This is a genomic window from Streptomyces sp. NPDC102360 (assembly GCF_044766085.1).
Taxonomy (GTDB): Bacteria; Actinomycetota; Actinomycetes; order Streptomycetales; family Streptomycetaceae; genus Streptomyces.
In genome coordinates this window covers 50,092-70,391 of record NZ_JBIWLG010000016.1, presented here as the reverse complement: position 1 = coordinate 70,391, position 20,300 = coordinate 50,092, and the positions used below count along the sequence as shown (strand labels likewise).

14 protein-coding genes and 1 pseudogene are annotated in these 20,300 nt (G+C 68.3%); 9 read left to right on the top strand and 6 right to left on the bottom strand.

Annotation, left to right across the window (positions count from 1 at the left end):
* Nucleotides 1-5: 5 nt before the first annotated feature.
* The 3 genes from ACIRHA_RS38780 to ACIRHA_RS38770 all read right to left on the bottom strand — a co-directional run bounded on the left by ACIRHA_RS38780 (nucleotide 6) and on the right by ACIRHA_RS38770 (nucleotide 3,012).
* A complete protein-coding gene (locus ACIRHA_RS38780) occupies nucleotides 6-842 on the bottom strand; it encodes an ATP-binding cassette domain-containing protein (RefSeq protein WP_403855777.1) in 837 nt (278 codons plus the stop codon).
* Nucleotides 839-1,852, bottom strand: a complete 1,014-nt coding sequence (locus ACIRHA_RS38775; protein WP_403855775.1) for an ABC transporter permease — start codon at nucleotides 1,850-1,852, stop codon at nucleotides 839-841. Before ACIRHA_RS38775 ends, ACIRHA_RS38780 begins: the two co-directional genes overlap by 4 nt.
* Before the next feature lie 131 nt (nucleotides 1,853-1,983).
* Nucleotides 1,984-3,012: a substrate-binding domain-containing protein gene (locus ACIRHA_RS38770; protein WP_403855773.1), complete on the bottom strand. Its 1,029-nt coding sequence runs from the start codon at nucleotides 3,010-3,012 to the stop codon at nucleotides 1,984-1,986.
* Between the two features lie 253 nt (nucleotides 3,013-3,265).
* Here ACIRHA_RS38770 and ACIRHA_RS38765 point away from each other — a divergent pair, with 253 nt between their 5' ends.
* The 3 genes from ACIRHA_RS38765 (at nucleotide 3,266) to ACIRHA_RS38755 (ending at nucleotide 7,324) form a co-directional block, all read left to right on the top strand.
* The gene (locus ACIRHA_RS38765) at nucleotides 3,266-4,228 is read left to right on the top strand and encodes a carbohydrate kinase (RefSeq protein ID WP_403855771.1); all 963 of its coding nucleotides are present in this window, start codon (nucleotides 3,266-3,268) and stop codon (nucleotides 4,226-4,228) included.
* Nucleotides 4,229-4,440: 212 nt separating this feature from the next.
* Nucleotides 4,441-7,002, top strand: a complete 2,562-nt coding sequence (locus tag ACIRHA_RS38760; protein ID WP_403855769.1) for a GH32 C-terminal domain-containing protein — start codon at nucleotides 4,441-4,443, stop codon at nucleotides 7,000-7,002.
* Nucleotides 7,003-7,021: 19 nt separating this feature from the next.
* A complete protein-coding gene (locus tag ACIRHA_RS38755) occupies nucleotides 7,022-7,324 on the top strand; it encodes a putative quinol monooxygenase (RefSeq protein ID WP_403855767.1) in 303 nt (100 codons plus the stop codon).
* 104 nt (nucleotides 7,325-7,428) lie between these two features.
* Here the strand turns inward: ACIRHA_RS38755 and ACIRHA_RS38750 are convergent, their stop codons facing one another.
* Nucleotides 7,429-8,703: a glucarate dehydratase family protein gene (locus ACIRHA_RS38750; protein ID WP_403855765.1), complete on the bottom strand. Its 1,275-nt coding sequence runs from the start codon at nucleotides 8,701-8,703 to the stop codon at nucleotides 7,429-7,431.
* 277 nt (nucleotides 8,704-8,980) lie between these two features.
* Here ACIRHA_RS38750 and ACIRHA_RS38745 point away from each other — a divergent pair, with 277 nt between their 5' ends.
* On the top strand, nucleotides 8,981-10,363 hold the full coding sequence (locus ACIRHA_RS38745) for an MFS transporter (protein ID WP_403855763.1): 1,383 nt from the start codon (nucleotides 8,981-8,983) through the stop codon (nucleotides 10,361-10,363).
* Nucleotides 10,364-10,657: 294 nt separating this feature from the next.
* Here ACIRHA_RS38745 and ACIRHA_RS38740 read toward each other — a convergent pair whose 3' ends face one another.
* Nucleotides 10,658-13,066, bottom strand: a complete 2,409-nt coding sequence (locus ACIRHA_RS38740; RefSeq protein ID WP_403855761.1) for a GH32 C-terminal domain-containing protein — start codon at nucleotides 13,064-13,066, stop codon at nucleotides 10,658-10,660.
* 262 nt (nucleotides 13,067-13,328) lie between these two features.
* On the opposite strand from ACIRHA_RS38740, the gene ACIRHA_RS38735 reads away from it, so the two are divergent.
* The 5 genes from ACIRHA_RS38735 to ACIRHA_RS38715 all read left to right on the top strand — a co-directional run bounded on the left by ACIRHA_RS38735 (nucleotide 13,329) and on the right by ACIRHA_RS38715 (nucleotide 19,167).
* On the top strand, nucleotides 13,329-14,366 hold the full coding sequence (locus ACIRHA_RS38735) for a LacI family DNA-binding transcriptional regulator (protein WP_403855759.1): 1,038 nt from the start codon (nucleotides 13,329-13,331) through the stop codon (nucleotides 14,364-14,366).
* Nucleotides 14,367-14,467: 101 nt separating this feature from the next.
* Nucleotides 14,468-15,802, top strand: coding sequence for an ABC transporter substrate-binding protein (locus ACIRHA_RS38730; RefSeq protein WP_403855757.1), 1,335 nt, complete (start codon nucleotides 14,468-14,470; stop codon nucleotides 15,800-15,802).
* Nucleotides 15,803-15,902: 100 nt separating this feature from the next.
* Nucleotides 15,903-16,871 (top strand): carbohydrate ABC transporter permease, encoded by a 969-nt coding sequence (locus ACIRHA_RS38725; RefSeq protein WP_403855755.1) that lies wholly within the window; start codon nucleotides 15,903-15,905, stop codon nucleotides 16,869-16,871.
* Nucleotides 16,868-17,746 carry a carbohydrate ABC transporter permease gene (locus ACIRHA_RS38720; protein ID WP_403855753.1) on the top strand — a complete coding sequence of 293 codons (879 nt, stop codon included), beginning with the start codon at nucleotides 16,868-16,870 and terminating at the stop codon, nucleotides 17,744-17,746. Before ACIRHA_RS38725 ends, ACIRHA_RS38720 begins: the two co-directional genes overlap by 4 nt.
* Nucleotides 17,743-19,167, top strand: coding sequence for a glycoside hydrolase family 32 protein (locus tag ACIRHA_RS38715; protein ID WP_403855751.1), 1,425 nt, complete (start codon nucleotides 17,743-17,745; stop codon nucleotides 19,165-19,167). The genes ACIRHA_RS38720 and ACIRHA_RS38715 overlap by 4 nt, the downstream gene beginning before the upstream one ends.
* Before the next feature lie 74 nt (nucleotides 19,168-19,241).
* Here the strand turns inward: ACIRHA_RS38715 and ACIRHA_RS38710 are convergent.
* A pseudogene (locus tag ACIRHA_RS38710) lies at nucleotides 19,242-20,161 on the bottom strand (integrase core domain-containing protein).
* Between the last annotated feature and the right edge of the window lie 139 nt (nucleotides 20,162-20,300).

Here is a 20,300-nt window from a genome sequence, read left to right as displayed (position 1 = left end):
TGTGGTCAGGTGGCCCGGACCCCCGCGGCCTTCGCCGCCTCGGAATCCGCGATGACAGTATCTCCTGCCTCGTCGACAGCGAGTGCGCCGGTCATGATGGCGACGACCTCCGCCATGGAGTAGTCGGTGGGCTTGATCAGGGCGGCGCGCCGGCCGAGCCGGTGGACGTGGATCCGGTCGGCGATCTCGAAGACATGGGGCATGTTGTGGCTGATCAGCACGACCGGCATGCCCTGGTCGCGGACGCGGCGGATGAGGTCGAGGACCTGTGCGGACTCCTTGACGCCGAGGGCGGCGGTGGGTTCGTCCATGACGACGACGCTGCGGGCCCAGGCGACGGAACGGGCCACGGCGACGGCCTGCCGCTGTCCGCCGGAGAGGGTCTCGACCGACTGCGTGAGCGAGCGCAGGCCGATCTTCAGGCCGGCCATGTGCTCGGCGGCCTCCTGACGCATCCGCTTCTTGTCCAGCATGCGAAAAACGCTGCCGAGGACGCCAGGGCGACGCAGTTCGCGGCCGAGGAACATGTTGGAGGCGATGTCCATGGAGGCGGCCACGGCGAGGTCCTGATAGACCGTTTCGATGCCGTGGGCGCGTGCGCTCTGCGGTCCGGAGAACTGGATGGGCTTGCCGTCGAGGCGTATTTCGCCCGCGTCGGGGGTCACGGCGCCGGTGAGGGCCTTGATGAGGCTGGTCTTGCCGGCTCCGTTGTCTCCGATGACGGCGAGGACCTCACCCGGCAGGAGGTCGAAGTCGGCGCCGTCGATGGCGGTGACGTGGCCGTAGCGCTTGACCAGACCGCGCGCCTGCAGAACGGGAGTTGAGGAGGTGGTGGCGGTCATCGGGACTTCTTTCGGGAGATCTGGTCGACGGTCACGGCGAGGATCACCAGGACCCCGGTGATCAGGGTCTGGTAGGTGGAGGCGACGCCCATGAGCTGCAGGCCGTTGCGGAACACACCGACGATGAGGACGCCGATGAACGTGCCGAGCACCGAACCGCGGCCGCCGAACAGGCTGGTGCCGCCCAGCACCACCGCCGTGATGCTGTCGAGGTTGTCGGTCTGGCCCGCCTGCGGGTCACCGACTCCGGTGCGGGAGACGAGCAGCAGGGCGGCGATCCCGTACAGGACGCCGGCGACGGTGTAGATGCCGACGGCGAGCCGGGAGGTGCGGATGCCGTTGAGGCGTGCCGCCTCCTGGCTGTTGCCGAGGGCGTAGACGTGCCGCCCCCAGCCGGTGCTGCTCAGCGCGTAGGCGAGGAGGAGGAACAGGGCGATGGTGACCAGCGAGCCGTAGGTGATGTCGGTGTGGCCGAGCGGGAAGGTCTGCCCGAGGGCGGTCAGCGGGCCCGGCAGGCTGCTGACCGTCTTCTCCTCGGAGTAGATATGGGTCAGCGCGAACGCCACGTTGAGCATGCCGAGGGTCACGATGAACGGCGGCAGCGGGATCTTCTGCACGAGCAGCCCGTTGAGCAGCCCGAACCCGCCGCAGACCACCAGACCCAGGCCGATGGCGAGGAGCGGGGGCAGGGAACCGTCGGCGGCCGTCTTGGCGATGACGATGGTGCCGAACGCCATCACGGCCCCGCACGACAGGTCGATGCCCGCGGTGAGGATGATCAGGGTCTGCCCGATGGCGAGGGTGCCGACGACCATGACCTGCTGCACGATCAGGGAGAAGTTCCCGCCCGTGAGGAACTGGTCCGAGGAGATGGAGAAGAAGACACAGGCGAGAACGAAGGCGATCAGCGGCCCTGTGGTCGGTGCCGTGAGCAGTCTGCGGGCCGCGGTCGGCGCTTTGAGCTCGGTGTACGGCGAGGACGTGCTCGGGGGTGTGGACGTGGCGGTCATGCGAGGTCCTTGTCGGAAGACTCAAGTCCTGGTCACAGGACGAGAGGGGCGGCCGTCCCGGGGCGTGGAGGTGGTGGGGCGGCCGCCCCGCTGTGGGATGCGTGGGGCGGCGGCTGGGCGGGCAGGGCGGCTCAGCCCCAGCAGTTCTTCAGGCCGAATCCGGTGTCCTTGGAGGTGACGCCCGTCGCGGCCTTGTCGGCGATCAGGGTGGCACCGGTGTCCGTGTAACCGGACGCCTTCTTGCCGTCCTTGGCGTACGTCACGACGGCCTTGACGCCTTCGGCGGCCATCTTCAGCGGGTACTGCTGCGAAGTGGCGGCGATCTTGCCGTCCTTGACGGCCTTGGTGCCGGTGCAGCCGCCGTCGACGGAGACGATCAGGACGTCCTTCTCCCGGCCCTTGGCCTTCAGCGCGGTGTACGCGCCCAGGGCGGCCGGCTCGTTGATCGTGTAGACGACGTTGATGCCGGGTTCCTTCTGCAGGCAGTTCTCCATGGCGGTCTGGCCCTTGGCCTGGTCACCGCCGGTGTCCTGGGCGCACGCGACGTCCTTGTCGGTGATGCCGAAGCCCTTGAGGAACCCGTTGTGCCGCTGGACGCCGACGGAGACACCGGGTGCGAGGTCGAGTGCGGCGATCTTCGCCTTCTTGCCCTTCATAGCGGCCTTGGTGTACTCGCCGATCAACTCGCCGGCCTTGAGGTTGTCCGTGGCGAAGAGGGCGTCGACGGCGCTCTGCGGCTCGGTCGGGGTGTCGAGCGCGATGACCAGGATGCCCTTGGCCTTGGCCTTCTCGATGGCGGGCACGATCGCCTTGGAGTCGCTCGGTGTGATCAGAATGCCCTTCACCCCTGCGGCGATCATGTTCTCGACCGCGGTGACCTGACCGGCGTTGTCCCCGTCGAACTTGCCCGCCGAGGTCATGAGTTGGGCGCCATCCTCTTTGGCGGCCTTCTCCGCGCCCTCCTTCATCTTCACGAAGAACGGGTTGGTGTCGGTCTTGGTGATCAGCCCGACCTTCACCTTGCCGGAGTCGGAGCCGGAGCCGGCGGCCTTCGAGTCCGACCCGGATCCGGATCCGCAGGCCGTCAGGGCGAGGGCCGCGACCGAGGTACACGCGGCGACTCTGAGCAGGGAAGAGGACAAACGCGAGGTGCGAGACATGAACAACTCCTGCGGAGTTACGGGCGGTTGACGGCATCGGAGTACGCCGTTCCGGAGTGTCATCGATGACTTATGTCATCGTTGACAGCGCATGGCGAGGATGATGGACTCCGCTGCCAGGAAACGTCAATGCCTTGCACCCGTCACAAATCGGTAAACCTCGGCGGGAGTTCACCGCCGCGGCACTCTCGCAGCAGCACCCCGACGTGACCGGTACCCCCGTCGATCTTGATCCCGCAGAGATGAGCAGCCCATGAACCCGCGTCAGATCACCGTCCTGGGGGAGTGCGTCGCGGACGCGTTCGCCCAACCTTCAGGCACCTCGAACGAGCTGGCCCTGCGGGTACAGCCGGGCGGCGGACCCGCGAACACGGCGGTGGCCCTGGCCCGGCTCGGCACCCCGGCCCGCTTCCTCGCGCGGCTGTCCGACGACGTGTTCGGCCGGCTGTTCCGCGCCCACCTGGAGGCGTCGGGGGTGGACCTGTCGGACGCCGTACCGGCCGCGGAGCCCAGCACCTTGGCGGTGGCGGAGCTGGACGCCCTGGGGCAGGCCGCGTTCTCCTTCCACGCGCAGAACACGGCCGACTGGCAGTGGACGGCCGAGGAGTTGGCACGGGTCGACCTGTCCGACACCGCCTGCCTGCACACCGGTTCGCTGGCGCTCGTCCGCGAACCAGGCGGCGCCGTGGTGGAGGACTTCCTGGCGGCGGCCGCACCCGGCGCGACCATCAGTATCGATCCCAATGTCCGCCCGCTGCTCGTGCGTCCCGACGTCTACCGGGCGCGCCTTGCGCACTGGTGCGGCCTCGCCGATGTGCTCCGGCTGAGCGAGGACGACCTCGAACTCCTGTTGCCTGACACGTCTCCCGAGCGGGCGTGCGACCTCTGGCATGCCACAGGGGTGCGGCTCGTCGTGATCACGCGCGGCGCCGCCGGCGCCCTGGCCTCGCTCGACGGCGTACGCATCGAGGTGCCCGCGACACAGACGCGGGTGGTCGACACGGTCGGCGCCGGGGACTCCTTCACCGCCGGTCTGCTGCACCATCTCGGCGCCCGCGGACTGCTCGGCGGCCGGCTGACAGGACTGCGTCTCGACGATGTCGCCGAAGCCTGCGCGTTCGGTGCCCGGGTGGCGGCCCTGACCTGCTCGGTGGCCGGCCCCAACCCGCCGTGGCAGGAGCAGTTGAAGCGGTCGGAGGCTGTCGGCGCCGTATGACGTAAAGGCAGGCCGTCTCACCGAAACCGTTGACGAGTCGGGCGTAATGCGGTCAGTATCAGGCCGCTCGATGTCATCGATGACACAAGTCATCGATGGCAGCCCGTCCTGCGCCGTGGACGACGGTGCCGGTACCAGGGCAGCACTCTTTGGTTCCACCGCGCCGGACACCAGGCTCCGCCGCGCGGATCGCCGCAGCACAGGAGACTTCCATGAGCTCTGTACGTGTATCCCGGCATGCCCGCAGACGGGCGATCGCGGCGGTGGCGACCGTCTGCGCCCTGTCCGCGGCCCCGCTCGCGCCGCACGCCGCGGCCGCCGACAACCCGCCGTACACCGAGACCTACCGACCCCAGTTCCACTACACACCGCAGAAGAACTGGATGAACGACCCCAACGGCCTCGTGTACTACAAGGGCGAGTACCACCTCTTCTACCAGTACAACCCCAATGGCAACTCGTGGGGAGACATGTCCTGGGGCCACGCGGTGAGCAAGGATCTCGTGCACTGGAAGGAGCTGCCGCTCGCCCTGTCGCACGACGACAAGGAGATGGTGTTCTCCGGCAGCGCGGTCGTCGACCGGAACAACACCACCGGCTTCGGCACGAAGACGAACCCGCCCATGGTGGCGATCTACACGAGTCTCGACAACAGCACGGGCACGCAGGCGCAGTCGATCGCCTACAGCACCGACCGCGGCCGCACCTTCACCAAGTACAAGGGCAATCCCGTCATCGACATCGGCTCGAAGGACTTCCGCGACCCGAAGGTGCAGTGGTACGAGCCCACCAAGAGTTGGCTGATGACGGTGTCGCTGTCCGCCGAGCACAAGGTGCGGTTCTACTCGTCCAAGAACCTCAAGGACTGGGAGCAGCTCAGCGAGTTCGGCCCGGCGGGTGCGACGGGCGGCGTCTGGGAGTGCCCCGACCTGTTCCCGATGGCCGTCGACGGGGACAAGAAGAAGATCAAGTGGGTCCTGGTCGTCAACATCAACCCCGGTGGTGTCGCGGGCGGTTCGGGTGCCCAGTACTTCGTTGGTGACTTCGACGGCAAGAAGTTCACCGCCGACAACAAGGGCAGCTACACCCCGCCCGAGGGCAAGGTCGTCCAGGACTTCGAAGGCGCAGGATTCGGTACGTGGACGCCCACCGGGAAGGCCTTCGGCGAGACCCCGGCGAGCGGGGCGCTCGACGGGCAGGGAGAGGTCACCGGATTCGACGGCAAGGCCTTCGCCAACAGCTTCCACAGCGGCGACTCGACGACCGGCACTCTCACCTCGCCGCCCTTCGCGGTCGACGACCGGTACCTGAACTTCAAGGTCGGCGGCGGCAAGCACCCGCACCAGGACGGCACCGTCCTTGAGCGGGGGCCCGTGCCCGAGGGGACGGTCCTCGCCGACTTCGAGGGCGGCACGTACGGCGACTGGAAGGTGACCGGCGATGCCTTCGGCACCGCACCGGCCCCCGGCACCCTGCCCAACCAGCTGCCGGTCACCGGCTATATGGGCGAAGGCCTTGCCAACAGCTTCCGAGACGGCGACGCCACGACCGGCACCCTCACCTCGCCCGAGTTCACCATCGACAAGAACTACATCGACTTCCTGATCGGCGGCGGCAACCACGCCTCCGGCTCCGCCGAGTCCACCGCCGTCGAACTCCTCGTCGACGGCAAGGTGGTCCACAGCGCGACCGGCAACGACGACGAGGCACTCAGCTGGGCCTCCTGGGACGTCAAGGGCCTCGCCGGCAAACAAGCACAGCTAAGGATCGTCGACAACAACACCGGCGGCTGGGGCCACCTCAACGTCGACCACATCGTGCTCTCGGACACCAGGGCCGAGCCCGTCTCGCGGGAGACATCCGTCAACCTGCTCGTCGACGGCAAGGTGGTCACCAGCGCCACCGGCGCCGACAGCGAGAGCCTGGACTGGGCCTCCTTCGACATGCGGCCCTACGCCGGCAAGCAGGCGCGGATCCAGATCGTCGACAACAACACCGCGGGCTGGGGCCACCTCATGGCAGACCAGTTCACCACCGCGTCCGCACCCGCCAAGTCCGTTGTGCAGCGCGCCGACTGGGCCGACTACGGCAAGGACTACTACGCGGCGGTGTCCTGGGAGAACACCCCGGGCGACAAGCGGCACATGATCGGCTGGATGAACGACTGGGAGTACGCCGGCGCCATCCCCACCACTCCCTGGCGCAGCGCACAGAGCATCCCGCGCGAGATGGCGCTGCGCACCGTCGACGGCCGTGCCAAGCTGACCAGCCAACCGGTGAAGAGCCTGGCGTCACTGCGCGAGGGGAAGGCGGCGACGGCCTCCGACGTCACTGTCACCAACACCTCGAAGCCGCTGGTCGGCCCGAAGGGGAACGGCAAGGCACTCGACATCGAGACGACCTTCTCCCTCAAGGACGCCGAACGCTTCGGCCTCAAGGTGCGCACCGGCGCCGGGGGAGAGGAGACCGTCATCGGCTACGACGCCTCGGCCCAGGAGCTGTACGTCGACCGCACCAAGTCCGGTGACGTCGGCTTCAGCAGCGCCTTCCCCGGCGTTCAGCGCGCACCGCTCAAGGCCAAGAACGGCAAGGTCAAGCTGCGGATCCTGGTCGACGATTCGTCCGTCGAGGTCTTCGGCGGCAGCGGCGAGTCCGTGATCACCGACCAGATCTTCCCGGACCCCGCCAGCCGGGGCGTGGAGGTCTTCGCCGAGAACGGCTCGGTGCGTCTTGACCAGGCCAGCGTCTGGCATCTCGGCTCCTACCGCGACTGACAAGACAAGGACACGCAACGTGCATGTGCAACAGAGGACCCTGCTGGCCGAGTTCACCGCCCGCGAGGGAGCGAGGGACGACGTCGCCCGCCTGATCGTGGAGTACGCCGGGAAGGTGCGTGAGGAGGCGGGGAACCTCGCCTTCGACGTGCACACCAAGGCGGCGAACCCGCGCGCCTTTTGGATCTTTGAGGTCTACCGGGACGAGGACGCGTTCCAGGCGCACCTGAACGCCCCGTACGGCGCCCCGTTCAACACCGCACTCGGTCCGTTGATCGAAGAGGACGCCTCCGTCCTGACCTTTCTCGACCCGGTGGCCTGACCGTGGCCGGCCCGCGTCGCGGGCCGGCCGTGACAGATCCCAGAAGTCGCCGAGGGACAGGTTCCGCGGCGCGGGCAGACGCCGTGCCGTGAGGCCCCTCGTCGTCACCAGCGGGGCAGGCCCGGCCGGTGGTCGGGGTGGACGCGGCGCATGTAGCCGCTGTCGTCGCGGTCGCGGATGCCGGAGTCCAGGTAGCGGCGGTGCATGCGCTCCAGTGCGTCGGTGTCGAGGGTGACGCCGAGGCCGGGGCCTGTGGGGACGCGGACCTCGCCGTTCTCCAGCTTGAGGACTCCGGGCTCGATGATGTCGCTGCCCGAGTTCCATGGGTAGTGGGTGTCGCAGGAGTGGTCGAGGCGGGGCAGCGCGGCGGCGACGTGGGTCATGGCGGCGAGGCTGATGCCCAGGTGTGAGTTGGAGTGCATGGACAGGCCGATGTCGAACGCCTCGCAGACGGCGGCGAGTTCACGGGTGCGGCGCAGGCCGCCCCAGTAGTGGTGGTCGGTGAGCAGGACCTGGATCGCGTTGTCGCGTACGGCGGGCTTGAGGTGCTCCCAGGCGATCACACACATGTTGGTGGCCAGCGGCAGCGGGGAGATGCGGGCCAGGTCGGCCATGCCGGCGATGGTGGCGGTCGGGTCCTCCAGGTACTCCAGGACGCCGTCCAGGCGCTTGGCCACGTAGGCCGAAGTCTCCACCGTCCAGGCCGTGTTGGGGTCCAGGCGTAGCGGGGCGCCGGGGAAGGCCTCGCGTAGCGCCTCGATGGCGGCGATCTCCTCGTCGGGCGGGAAGACGCCGCCCTTGAGCTTGAAGGACGTGAACCCGTACAGCTCCTGCATGCGCCGGGCCTGCGCGACGATGCCGTCCGGGGTGAGGGCCTCGCCCCACGGGTCGTCGATGGCGGGGCGGCCGTCGAGGGCGGGGTGCTCGGCCCACTTGTAGAAGAGGTAGCCGGCGAAGGGGACGCTGTCGCGTACCGCGCCGCCCAGCAGGTCACTGACCGGGCGGCCGGTGAGCTTGCCCTGCGCGTCGAGGCAGGCCACCTCGATCGCCGAGGTCGTCCAGCCGCGCTCGTGAGCACTGGGTACGTCGGGGAGCAGTGTCTCGTCGACGGCGGCGCACAACGCGGTGGTGTCGAAGACGTTGTGGCCGGGGAGTATCTTCGCGGCCCTCTGGAGGCGGGCGAGGCGCGCGCTGCCGCCGGGTGTCTCGCCGAGTCCGACGGTGCCGTCTTCCAGGACGAGTTGGAGGATGCAGCGCAGCGCGAGGGGCTCGTGCACGCCGTCGGCGTTCAGGAGCGGCGGGTCGGCGAACGCGATGGGCGTGACGATCAGTTCGCGGATGCGGCCGCCGGCGTCCGGTGGGGCGGTCGTCGAGTTCATGTGCGTCGTCCTTCTGATCGGTGGGACGTGGGCCTGGCACCGGATGGGCGGCTCAGATCACGACTCGGGATTCTCGTACGTGAACGACCTTCGGACAAGCCTCAACGCGTCCCTGATCCGCGTCCGGCTCCCCAACCGTGCAGGTGGGGTGTAGTTCCGTGCGATCCATTGACGCGGCAGAACCCCCTTCGTAAAGTGCCCACGACTCAGACTCAAGTTCATGAATGTGAACAACGCGAACGCTGTCTTCTCGTGGCACTAGACCTGGGAGTCCCCGATGGCCCCGCAATTCCTCAAGTGGAAGACCCGAGCCGAGCGAGCCGCCGAGGCGGCCGGTCGCACCGCTGAGCAGCGCGCGATCAGGAAGTTCCTGCTGCGGATGCTGCCCGTGCTCGTCCTCATGCTGGTGATCAACCAGATGGACCGTACGAACGTCGGGTTCGTCCAGGACGACCTGCGTGCGGACATCGGGGTGAGCGCCACCGCGTACGGGCTCGGCGCCGGACTCTTCTTCATCGGCTACGCCCTGTTCGAAGTGCCCAGCAACATGCTGCTCGAGCGGCTCGGCGCCCGGGTCTGGCTCACCCGGATCATGCTCACCTGGGGCGCCGTGATCCTCGCGATGAGCTTCATCCACAGCGTCTGGCTCTTCTACGGACTGCGCTTCCTGCTCGGTGTCGCCGAGGCCGGGTTCTTCCCCGGGGTGATGCTGTTCTTCACGCAGTGGCTGCCGAACTCCAGCCGCGGCAAGGCCAGCGCGATCTTCCTCGGCGGTTCGGCCACCGCGTACATCGTGACCGGGCCGATCACCGGCGCCCTCCTGGAGATGCACGGCATCGCCGGGATCGCCGGCTGGCGCTGGATGTTCGCGCTCGAGGGCGGCTTCTCCATCGTGTTCGGCATCTTCGCCGGCTTCTTCCTGGTCTCCCGTATCCGCGACGCCCGCTGGCTGTCCACGGAGGAGAAGGAGGCGCTGAGCGCGGCGGTCGAGCGTGACCGGCAGGAACGCAGCCGCGCCCCGAAGACCAGCGGCATCAAGCTGATCTTCCAGGGCCAAGTCGCCGCACTGACCTGTGTGTTCTTCGCGATGGCGCTCACCGGCTACGCCATCACCTTCTGGCTGCCGAGCCTGGTCGAGGAAATCGGCGGGCTCTCGCCCTTCCAGGTCGGTCTGCTGTCCGCCGTCCCGTGGATCTGCGCCGTCGTCGCGATGTACACCACCAACCACTTCACCGACCGGCTCCCCGACCGGCGCCCCTACCTGGCCGCGGCCCTGGTCCTGTCTGCGATCGGCACCTTCCTGGCCACGCTCGGCTCGCCGTGGTTCGGGCTGCTCGCCATCACGCTGGCCGCGGTCGGCGGCAAAGTGGCGGCCGGCCTGTTCTGGCCGATGGCGCAGCACGGCCTGGACGTGAAGATCGCCGCTGCGGGCCTTGCCCTGGTCAACTCGCTCGGCAACCTGGGCGGCTTCGTCTCGCCCACCCTCTTCGGCTACCTCAAGGACACCACCGGCAGCACCAATGGAGGCCTCTACACCCTCTCCGCCGCCTCCCTCCTCGCGCTTATCGGCGTGGCCCTCATCCGCAACCACGGCCAGGGCACTCCAGGCCCGGGCCCCACACGGGCCCCCAAGGATCGAGCCGTCACGAGCGAGGCGTGAGTCCGCAGACGGCGGCCACTCTTGCCTGACCAGACACCGGCTCAGTGGTGGGTCACTGGCCGCTGCCCGGGCGCGCGACGTACCGGCGCAGGCCCAGGGCCGCAGAGCATCAAGGCTGCAAGGTCGCCGACGTGAGGTCGGCGAGGCATCGGGCGCCTATAGCGGGCGAGACCATCGGGCGGCTTGTCGCGGTACCTCCGTAGGGCGTTCCACACGGTGTTCTCCGCGCCGGAAGGCCGGACCGGCCTTCCGGTGCGGAGTGATGCCTCGGTCTCAGCAGGCAATGGCCCGCACTCAGGCGGTCATGCCGCCCATCTTCCACACCGTGAGCGACGTCACGGTGGCACCCTCACCGAAGAGTTGGAGACCGAGGGAGTCGTCGCGGGAGGGGTACGCCCGTGTCGTGATCGAGCGGTGTGTGTTCGCGTACGCCTCGATGATCGAGCGGTCGACGAAGACGTCCATCGTGAGCTTGCCGTCGGCGAGGGCGAGAGAGCCCTTCTGCGTGCCGAGGTCGCCGACAGCGCTGGAGACGTTCCCGGAGCGGGTGCGGTCCACGCCCAGCTCCGAGGCAGCCTTGTCGTAGAACAGGCGGGTGCGTTCCTCGTCGCCGGGGCTGCGTAGTACGTCGAGGCCGAAGGTGGCCGCGCTGCCCGCCTCCATCGTCAGCTTGATGTGCAGTTGGTATCCCTTGACCGCGGCGAGCAGTGCGTTCGCTTCGGAGATCGACGTGGACGCGGACACGGACACCACTGCCTCACCGTCGTGGAGTTTCGCTACTTCGGCGACCGGCTCGAAGCTGATGTCACCGTCTTCGCGCATGGACAGCACGATCGGGAGTCCCGCGTTGTGCGCCCACCCGGCGTCGTAGTGTCCTTGTTCGGAGCGGCGGTCCTGGGCGATGGTGAAGACCAGGGAGCGGCCCTGGTCGTCGACCATGCCGCTGGGGCCGGTGAAGTGCTCGCCGTAGTCCAGCAGTTGGGGCTCCGTGGTGTCGGGCTTCCACGCGCGGGAGGAGCCGTCCCAGGTGCCGGCCCAGTAGTAGGTGTACTTGCTGGAGTACTCGCCGGGACCTGCGGGGAAGGCCGGGTTGACCAGCAGCGCACGGCGCTCGCGGCCCTGTGTGTCCTTGCCGATGGGCAGGAAGGTGGGCAGCTCCCACACCTGACCCGTCTTCGGGTGGGCGGCGACGTCCCCGACCATCAGCGGTCCTCGGTACGTCCAGTCGGTGAGGTTCGTGGAGGTGTAAAGGAGCGCCGTGCCGCCGATGTCGGTGCCGGAGGAGGTCTGGACGCCCGAGCCCACCAGCTGGAACCAGGTGTTCCCGTCCTTCCAGACGAACGGGTCGCGGAAGTCCCCGAAACGGACCTTGCGGTCGGCGCCGACGTCGAGGTCTGCCTGCTGGCTGATGACGAGGGTGTCGTGCATCTTCCACTGCGCGAAGTCGGGATCGCTCGGGTCGACGGGGCGGGCGAGGCCGACGGCCTGGTTGGGCTTGAGGGAGTCGTCGCCTGCGGTGAACAGCAGGGCCGGGACGCCGTCCGCGTCGAGAGTGGAGGCGCCGGACCAGACGCCGTCGGGGGCCACGCTGTCGGCGGTGGGGGCGAGGGCGACGGGGAGGTCGCGCCAGTGCACCAGGTCCTTGCTGACCGCGTGGCCCCAGCAGATGTTGTGCCAGTACGGGCCGTGGGAGTTGTGCTGGTAGAAGAGGTGGAACTGGCCGCCGACCTGGAGGGGTGCGTGCGGTTCGTTCATCCAGTGGTTGGGTGCGGTGAAGTGGAAGGCCGGGCGGTAGCGGTCGCCGTCGTAGCGGGAGCGGTCCATTGCCAGGGCGGCCTCGGGGATCGTGCCGCCGGAGAAGGTCTTGAGGTCCGTCTCGTGGCTGGTGGCCACCTCGGCGGCGGTCAACGCGCCGCCGTGCAGCTTCAATTCGTCGATCAGGCCGTTGAACATGTTGACCGCGAACGTGCCGTTGATGACGGCGGGCTGGTTGTGCCGGCCGACGAGCAGCGGGACGTCGGCCTTGCTGAACCGAGCCGCCGACGGGACCGAGGACTGGGTGACGGATGTGCCGTCGAGGTACAGCGTGATCGCGCTGTCGCCGGGAGCGAACACGGCCGCGACGTGGGCCCACTTGCCGGCGGCCAGGGCGGCGGACTTCGGTGCGGTCACCTCGTACCAGGCGTCTCCCGTGCCGATGGCGAACTGCCACACGCCGTGCCTGCCGACGCCCAGGCTGAAGCCGCGCTGTGCTCCCTTGTCCTGTTGATTGACGATGACGGAGGGCTTGCCCTCGTCGCCCCACTCGAAGGCGCGGGGCGCCACCCATGCCTCGACGGTCAGCCCGTCGGTGGGCAGGGTGGTCTCGGCGGCTCCGCGGGCGACCCACGTGGAGTAGCCGTCGAAGAGCAGCGCCCCGGAGAGGATGCCGTCCGCGTCCCGCTTCGCCGACCACAGAGGGTCGCTGTCGGGCTTGTAAACGGCGTCGTTGAAGACGTAGTTGATGGGGTTCGAGGTGTGGGTGACCTGTTCCTCGGTCGTCGCGCCGCTTCCCTCAGTGAAGTCCCAGTGGGCGGAGAGGGCGGCGGCAAGCGGGGTGCTCGTGTCCCTCGCGAACGCGGCGGTGCGGGCGACCGGGATGAGCGCGGCACCGGCGCCGACGGACAGGACGCGCAGAACTGTTCTTCTGTTCATGGTGGCCATGAGGGCTCCTGAACGGTCGTTGGGGGGCAGGGATGCCAAATCGGTTTATCCCTGTGGACCGCAGGCATCGTTCGACCGCAAAAGTTGCTAACGCAAGAGCTAACGCAGCACGGGTTACATCTCCGCAGTCCCAAATCGGGTACAAATGCCCATAGTCTCAAAGGGTGTTGATTCGCTGCGTCCGGGATGTTGACACGAGATTGGGTGCGCTGCATCCTCATCCTCGACTTGCTAATCCGATTTAACGGAGGTCGAGGCGCAGATGGCCGCGAATCGAGTGACCATGGCCGATGTGGCCCGACGCGCGGGGGTGTCACCGACCACGGCGTCCTTCGCCCTGTCCGGCCGCACCGACATGCGGATCTCGGACGCGTCCCGCGACAAGGTCCTGGCGGCGGCGGCCGACCTGGGCTACCGGCCCAATGTCACCGCCCGCAGCCTGCGTACGAAGTCGAGCCAGACCATCGGGTTCGTCTCCGACACCATCACCACCACACCCTTCGCCGGCGAGGTGATCCGCGGCGCGCTCGACGCGGCGCGCGAGAAGGACCACCTGCTGTTCATCACGGAGACCGGCGGCGACAGGGCCGTCGAATCCGGTCTGGTCAACGGCCTGTTGGACCGACAGGTCGACGCCGTGATCTACGCGGCCATGTACACCCACTACGTCACCCCGCCGCCCGAACTGCACGGGCGGCGGGTGGTCCTGCTCAACTGCCTGGCCCCTGGCTTCGACGCGCCGTCGGTGATCCCCGACGAGATCGAGGCGGGCCGGACAGCGGGGCGGGCCCTGCTCTCCGCGGGACACACCGGCGGAATCTGGGCGATCGGCGGCCACCAGGCGATCCCCGCCACCCCGGACGGTGTCTTCGCCGGCCAGGAACGCATGCGTGGACTGCAAGAGGTTCTGCGGGAGGCGGGAGCGGGCCTCGAGGGCGTGGTGGAATGCGACTGGGGGGCCGAGGACGGCTACGTTCAAGTGCGCCGGCTGCTCACCCAGGGGCGTCGGCCCCGCGCGCTGGTGTGCTCCACCGACCGGGTGTCCTTCGGCGCCTACCTGGCACTCACCGAGGCGAGACTCTCCGTCCCGGACGACATCTCCGTCGTGTCCTTCGACGACCAGGACATCGCCGGCTGGCTCAAGCCGGCCCTCACCACGGTCGCGCTTCCGCACCATGAACTCGGGCGCCGGGCCGTCGAGTTGATCCTCGCGGACGGCCCCCTGGGCGCGTCGACGCATCGTGTCCCGATGCCCTTGCGGGGGCGCGGGTCCGTCGGCTCTCCGCGCCCGGCGGACTGATCTCCCAAGAGCGGCTCTCAGCACATCCGGTGGGGCCGGGCTGCCACCCGGCCCCACCGCAGCCCATCCGTGCTCTCCAATTCAAGAACGGACGAACCCTTATGCGCAGAACCATCCTAGTCGCGGCCTGCTCCGCCCTCGCTCTGGGTCTTACGGTCAGCGGCTGCTCGGGATCGGGCGACACCGCCTCCTCCGGGGGCTCCTCGTGCGACGGGAAGATCGACGGAAAGCGGACGATCAGCGCCTTCTACCACGCCGGCGGAGTGGAGAAGAAGACGTTCCTCAAGGTGGTCAAGGACTTCAACAAGAGCCAGGACCAGGTCACCGTGAAGGTGCAGAGCGTCCCCGAGGGTACGTACAACGACTCCGTCCAGGCAGCCTCCGCCTCCGACAAGCTGCCCGACGTGCTCGACTTCGACGGGCCCAACCTCTACAACTACGCCTGGAACGGCGACCTGATACCGCTCGACGAGTGTCTCAAGTCGTCCACGCGCAAGGACCTGCTGCCCTCGATCGTCCAACAGGGCACCTACGACAAGAAGTTGTACGGAGTGGGCGCCTTCGACTCCGGCATCGTGCTGTACGCGTACAAGTCCGTCCTCAAGAAGGCCGGTATCCGCATTCCCAAGGGTGTCGACGACGCCTGGACCGCCGAGGAGTTCACCGGCATCCTCGGCAAGCTGAAGAAGGCGGGCTACGACCGGCCGCTTGACCCGCACATGTGGTTCGGCCGCCAGGGCGAGTGGTTCAGCTACGCCTTCAGCCCCATCGTCCAGTCCGCCGGCGGCGACCTCATCGACCGCGACGGCTACAAGACCGCCTCCGGAACGCTGGACAAGCCCGAGGTCGTCAAGGCCATGAAGACCTTCCAGTCCTGGTTCAAGAAGGGGTACGTGAACACCGAGGCCCAGGACGACAGTCCGTTCCTGAAGAAGAAGAGCCCGATCTCCTGGCACGGCATGTGGGCGTACAAGAACGGCAACAAGAAGGCCGCCGGGGACGACCTCGCCGTACTCCCCCTCCCCGACTTCGGCACCGGCTCGAAGACCGGCATGGGCTCCTGGCAGTTCGGTATCACCCGCAAGGCCGAGGACCCCGACGCGGCCGCCGCGTTCCTGGAGTACCTGCTCACCAAGAAGAGCCTGCTCAGCATGTACGGCGCCGTCGGCGCACCCCCGGCGACCAAGCAGGCTTTGAAGGCCACCGACATCTACGGTCCGGGCGATCCGATGAGCCTGGTCACCGACAGCCTCAACAAGTCGCCCAAGGTCGCGGTGCCCCGCCCGCAGACCCCGGCCTACCCCGCGATCACGCAGGCGTTCTCGCAGGCCATCGACGACATCAGCCTCGGCAAGGACGTCTCGCGGACGCTGAAGAAGGCGGTCGACACGATCAACAAGGACATCGAGGACAACGACGGCTACCCCACCCAGTGAGGACGGCTCGGTGCGGCGGCGTGGTTCATCGGACCGCCGCCGCACCGAGCGCTCGACGCTCCGACACCGCACCACGTCCTGCGCCTTGAGGTGACCCACCATGTCCCACACCACCCTCGACAAACCCGCCCAAGGGGCGCTGCCGGCCCCCGTGATCCGGCGCCGTCGTCCCCCGGCGAAGGGGAGCGGCCGCGGCCGGCTCGCCGCGCTCCTGTTCTCCGCACCGGCCGTGGCCCTGCTGGCCGTCTTCCTGATCTTCCCGTTCGTCTCCGCCGTCGTCCTGTCGTTCACCAACCAACGGCTGTCCTCGCCGCTGCCCGTGCTGTTCACCGGGTTCGAGAACTACCAGCGCATCTTCACCGACCCGCAGTTCTGGCGCTCGTTCGGCAACAACACCCTGTTCGCCGCCATCGTCGTGCCCGTCCAGACGGCCGCAGCCCTTGCACTCGCCGTCCTGGTCAACCGGCAGCTGCGGATGCGGCTCTTCTTCCGCACGGTCTACTTCCTGCCCACCGTCACGGTGATGGCCGTCGCCTCCGTCGTGTGGAAGGTGCTCCTGCTCCCCGACTCGGGCCTCGTCAACGGGGTGTTGGGGACGCTGACCTTCGGCCACCTGCAGCCCGGCTGGCTGTCCAGTACGAGCTGGGCGATGCCCGCCATCGTGCTGACCTCGGTGTGGCAGGGCGTCGGATTCCAGATGGTGATCTTCCTGGCCGGCCTCCAGGCCATCCCCGCCTCCCTGTACGAGGCGGCGCGGGTCGACGGCGCGAGCGCCTGGCAGCAGTTCCGCCATGTCACGGTCCCGGGCCTGCGCAACACCCTGGTGTTCGTCATCAACGTGACGGCGATCTTCGCCTTCCGGCTTTTCGATCAGGTCTACATGATGCCGCAGTTCCCCGGCGGCCCCACGGACTCCACCCGCACGATGATGCTGCAACTCGTGCAGACCGGATACACCCGGCGCATGATCGGCCAGGCCTCCGCCATTGCCGTCGTCTTCTTCCTGTTCGTTCTCGCCGTCTCGCTGGTCCAGCGCAGGCTCGGCCGTGAGGAGCGCGCCGTCCGATGACCCTCTTCAGCACCTCCAGAACCGGCTCGGGACAGTCCGCGCCCGGCCGCTCCCGCCACAACCTGCCGCTCCACTACCTCATCTGCGGGATCCTCGCGCTGTTCATGCTGTTCCCGCTGGTCTTCATGTTCGTCGGCGCGCTCAAGCCCAACGCGGACGTGCTCGGCGACGGCGGCAGCTGGCGCGCCCTGATCCCGCTTCACCCGACCTTCGACAACTTCGTCAGCGCCTGGGAGCGGTCGAACTTCGGCCGGCTGCTGCTCAACTCCCTTGTCGTGTGCGGCACCACGGTCGGCCTCGGCCTCGTCGTCAACAGCATGTTCGGCTACGCGCTCGCCAGGCTGCGCTGGACCGGCCGCAACGTCGTGGTCGCGATCGTGGTCGCGCTCCTCATCATCCCGTTCGAGGCACTGGCCATCCCGCTGCTGCTGATGATGACGGAGCTGGGCTGGCTCGACACCTATCAGGCGCAGATCGTGCCGTTCATCGCCAACCCGTTCTTCATCTACCTCTTCTACTCGTTCTTCCTCGCGCTGCCCCGCGAACTGGAGGAGGCCGCACGCGTGGACGGGGCCGGTCCCTGGCGGACCTTCCGCAGCATCATCGTGCCGCTGTCGAAGCCCGCGTACGCGTCCGTGGCGATCCTGAGCTTTCTGATGACCTGGGGCCAACTGCTGTGGCCGGTCATGGCGACACGGAGCGAGGACGTACGGCCGCTGCCGGTGGGGATGTCCGTCTTCCAGACACTGCCGCCATTGCAGTGGGGAGACATCATGGCGTTCGCCGCGATGATGACCGTCCCCACGCTGGTCGTCTTCCTGATCTTCCAGCGCGCCTTCGTCCAGGGCGTGGCCGCGCAGGCGGTCAAGGAGTGAGCCAAGACCCGCACTTCCCCGAGGTGCACCTCAGGCCGCCGGCCAACTGGATCAACGACCCCAACGGGCTTGTCCACCACAACGGTTGGTACCACGTCTTCTTCCAGCACAACCCGCAGGCACCCACGCACGAGCAGGTCCACTGGGGCCACTACCGCAGCCGCGACCTGCTGCGCTGGGAACCCCAACCTCTCGCCCTCGCCCCCGACTTCGGGCACCCGGACGAGGACGGCTGCTTCTCCGGCAACGCGGTCTCGCACGACGGCAGGATCACCGCCTTCTACTCGGCGCATCGAGTCGGCCACCCCTGGCAGCCGGTCGCCGCGGCGGACTCCGATCCGGATGGGCGTACGTTCGTCAAGCGGCCCGAACTCCTGGTCCCGGAAGCGCCGTTGGGTGTCACCACCTTCCGTGACCCGTACGTATGGCGGGACGGCGAGCGCTGGCGCATGCTCGTCGGCGCCGGCTGCTCCGACGGGGACGGCGCCGCCCTGGCGTACACCTCACCGGACCTCGACACATGGACGTATGAGGGAGCCCTCCACCGGCGTGCGGACACGGCACCCGCCGACTCCGGGGTCCGCACGGGCGAGGCATGGGAGTGCCCGCAGCTTGCCGCGTACGACGACGGGCGCGTCCTGCTGCTCACGAGCGCCTGGTACCAGCGCACGGGCCCGTCCCATGTGGTGGCCTGGTCGGGTGCGCGGGACGGAGACGGTTTCCGGTTCGACGGTGTGACCCGCTTCGACCACGGCCCCGACTTCTACGCCCCCGCCCTCATGCGCGCACCGGATGGGCGGTGGCTGCTGTGGGGCTGGTCCTGGGAGGCACGGGACGCGATGTGCGCCAAGGAGGCGGGGTGGGCCGGCGTCCTCACCGTCCCGAGGGAGATCACCCTGGGGCCCGACGGGAAGCCCCACCAGGCCCCGGCGCGCGAACTGGCCGGTCTGCGTACGCGTACGTGGCGGGAGACCTGCCGGACGGAGCCGGACACCACCACCGTGCTCGGGGATATCGGCGCCGCGGCCGACGTCCGCGTCCGCCTCGGCTTCGGTGCGGACCCGGCGTGGGGGCTGCGTCTGGTGTGCGGGAGCGGCGGCACCGAGTACCTGGACCTGGAGGCCCGTGACGGTGCGCTGACGGTCGACCGGGGGCACGCGTCGGGTGATGCCCGCGCCCATGTGGGCGCGTACCGGATGCCACTGCCCGAGCTCGCCCCGGGAGGCGAGGTGGAGCTGCGGATCATCCTCGACCACTCCATCGCGGAGATCTTCAGCGGTTCGGGGGAGGCGCTGACCGTCCGCTTCTATCCGTCGGTGTGCGAGGCGTGGACCTTGGTGTCACGTGGCATTGCTCGCGACGCGGTCGAGGTGTCCGTGGACGCTCATGACCTGCGGATACCGGACACCGGCCGGGCCTGACACCTGCCGCCGAGGAGTGCTCAACAACTCCTCGGCGGCAACTCTGCGCCTGCCGAAAACTCCATCCGTGCAGTTCAGGCGGCATGTTGGTATGCGTGCAGGACTCCGCCGAGGCGGTCTCTCCGGCGTACCTTCAACTTGGTGATCTGTGCGTGGGGGAGCGGTTCGGGGGCGGCGCGCAGAGGCGCTGCCTGATCGATCGCTTGGTGGTGGCGGTGGAGGTTGTAGTGAAGCTCGAACTGGCTCAGTGCGTGGCGCAGATGACGCTCGTTCCAGATGGGCGTGCGGTCCAGCAGTGCGCGGCGGCAGGTCTGGACCCAACGCTCCATGATGGCGTTCATGCGCGGGGTGCGGACGAGGGGTGAGGACGACTTGGATGCCAGCGTCGGCCAGGTTTTCCTCGAAGAGGGCGGGGTGCTTCGCATCCCGGTCCCGGATCAAGTACGCGACGGTGGCTTTGACGTCCGTCAAATCCATGGCCAGATTGCGGGCGGCTTGCGCGACCCAAGTCGCGGTGGGGTGTGCGGTGGTGGCGAGGATCCGGACGCGGCGGGTGGCATGTTCGATGACGATGAGGATGTACTGGCGCTGTCCGGTCAGAGTGGCGGTTTCGATGAAGTCGCAGGCCAGGAGGGTGTTGGCTTGGGAACGCAGGAAAGCAGCCCAGGTGGTGGCGGCCCGGTCTCTTCGGCCGGCATGTGCGGGCATGGCGCCGCTTCATCAGATCGCGGTGCCGGCGCAGCATGGTGTCGGGCCGGATCAGTAACCGGAGTCGGCGCATGGTCTGGCGGGGCAGGGGCGCCAGTAGCGCGGCGAGGAACGCCCGGTCGGCGGGAGTGAACTTGATCCGGTCCGTACCGAGTTGTCGTACCAGGACGGTGATCTGGTGGCGCAGGGCAAGGATTTCCGCGTCTTTGTCGCGATCGCTCAGAGGCAGCAGTCGCAACGCGGCGAACGTGTTGGTGATGGTCAGGTAGGCGAGGCGAAGCAGCACGAGTGCTTACCCTGCCGCACCGTCGAAGGCGCTCATGAGCTGCGCGGATGAGATTATCGGCAGGCGCAACGTTCGCGAGCGCCGGGCCCTGCTTCCAGGCGCGGCCCGGGGCGCGGTCGGCGGGAACGAGGATCTCGAG

Coding starts and splice junctions, on each gene's coding strand:
- ACIRHA_RS38720 (WP_403855753.1), top strand. CDS start 16,868: ATGACCCTCTTCAGCACCTCCAGAACCGGCTCGGGACAGTCCGCGCCC.
- ACIRHA_RS38750 (WP_403855765.1), bottom strand. CDS start 8,703: ATGAACTCGACGACCGCCCCACCGGACGCCGGCGGCCGCATCCGCGAA.
- ACIRHA_RS38745 (WP_403855763.1), top strand. CDS start 8,981: ATGGCCCCGCAATTCCTCAAGTGGAAGACCCGAGCCGAGCGAGCCGCC.
- ACIRHA_RS38725 (WP_403855755.1), top strand. CDS start 15,903: ATGTCCCACACCACCCTCGACAAACCCGCCCAAGGGGCGCTGCCGGCC.
- ACIRHA_RS38735 (WP_403855759.1), top strand. CDS start 13,329: ATGGCCGCGAATCGAGTGACCATGGCCGATGTGGCCCGACGCGCGGGG.
- ACIRHA_RS38770 (WP_403855773.1), bottom strand. CDS start 3,012: ATGTCTCGCACCTCGCGTTTGTCCTCTTCCCTGCTCAGAGTCGCCGCG.
- ACIRHA_RS38780 (WP_403855777.1), bottom strand. CDS start 842: ATGACCGCCACCACCTCCTCAACTCCCGTTCTGCAGGCGCGCGGTCTG.
- ACIRHA_RS38775 (WP_403855775.1), bottom strand. CDS start 1,852: ATGACCGCCACGTCCACACCCCCGAGCACGTCCTCGCCGTACACCGAG.
- ACIRHA_RS38765 (WP_403855771.1), top strand. CDS start 3,266: ATGAACCCGCGTCAGATCACCGTCCTGGGGGAGTGCGTCGCGGACGCG.
- ACIRHA_RS38760 (WP_403855769.1), top strand. CDS start 4,441: ATGAGCTCTGTACGTGTATCCCGGCATGCCCGCAGACGGGCGATCGCG.
- ACIRHA_RS38740 (WP_403855761.1), bottom strand. CDS start 13,066: ATGGCCACCATGAACAGAAGAACAGTTCTGCGCGTCCTGTCCGTCGGC.
- ACIRHA_RS38730 (WP_403855757.1), top strand. CDS start 14,468: ATGCGCAGAACCATCCTAGTCGCGGCCTGCTCCGCCCTCGCTCTGGGT.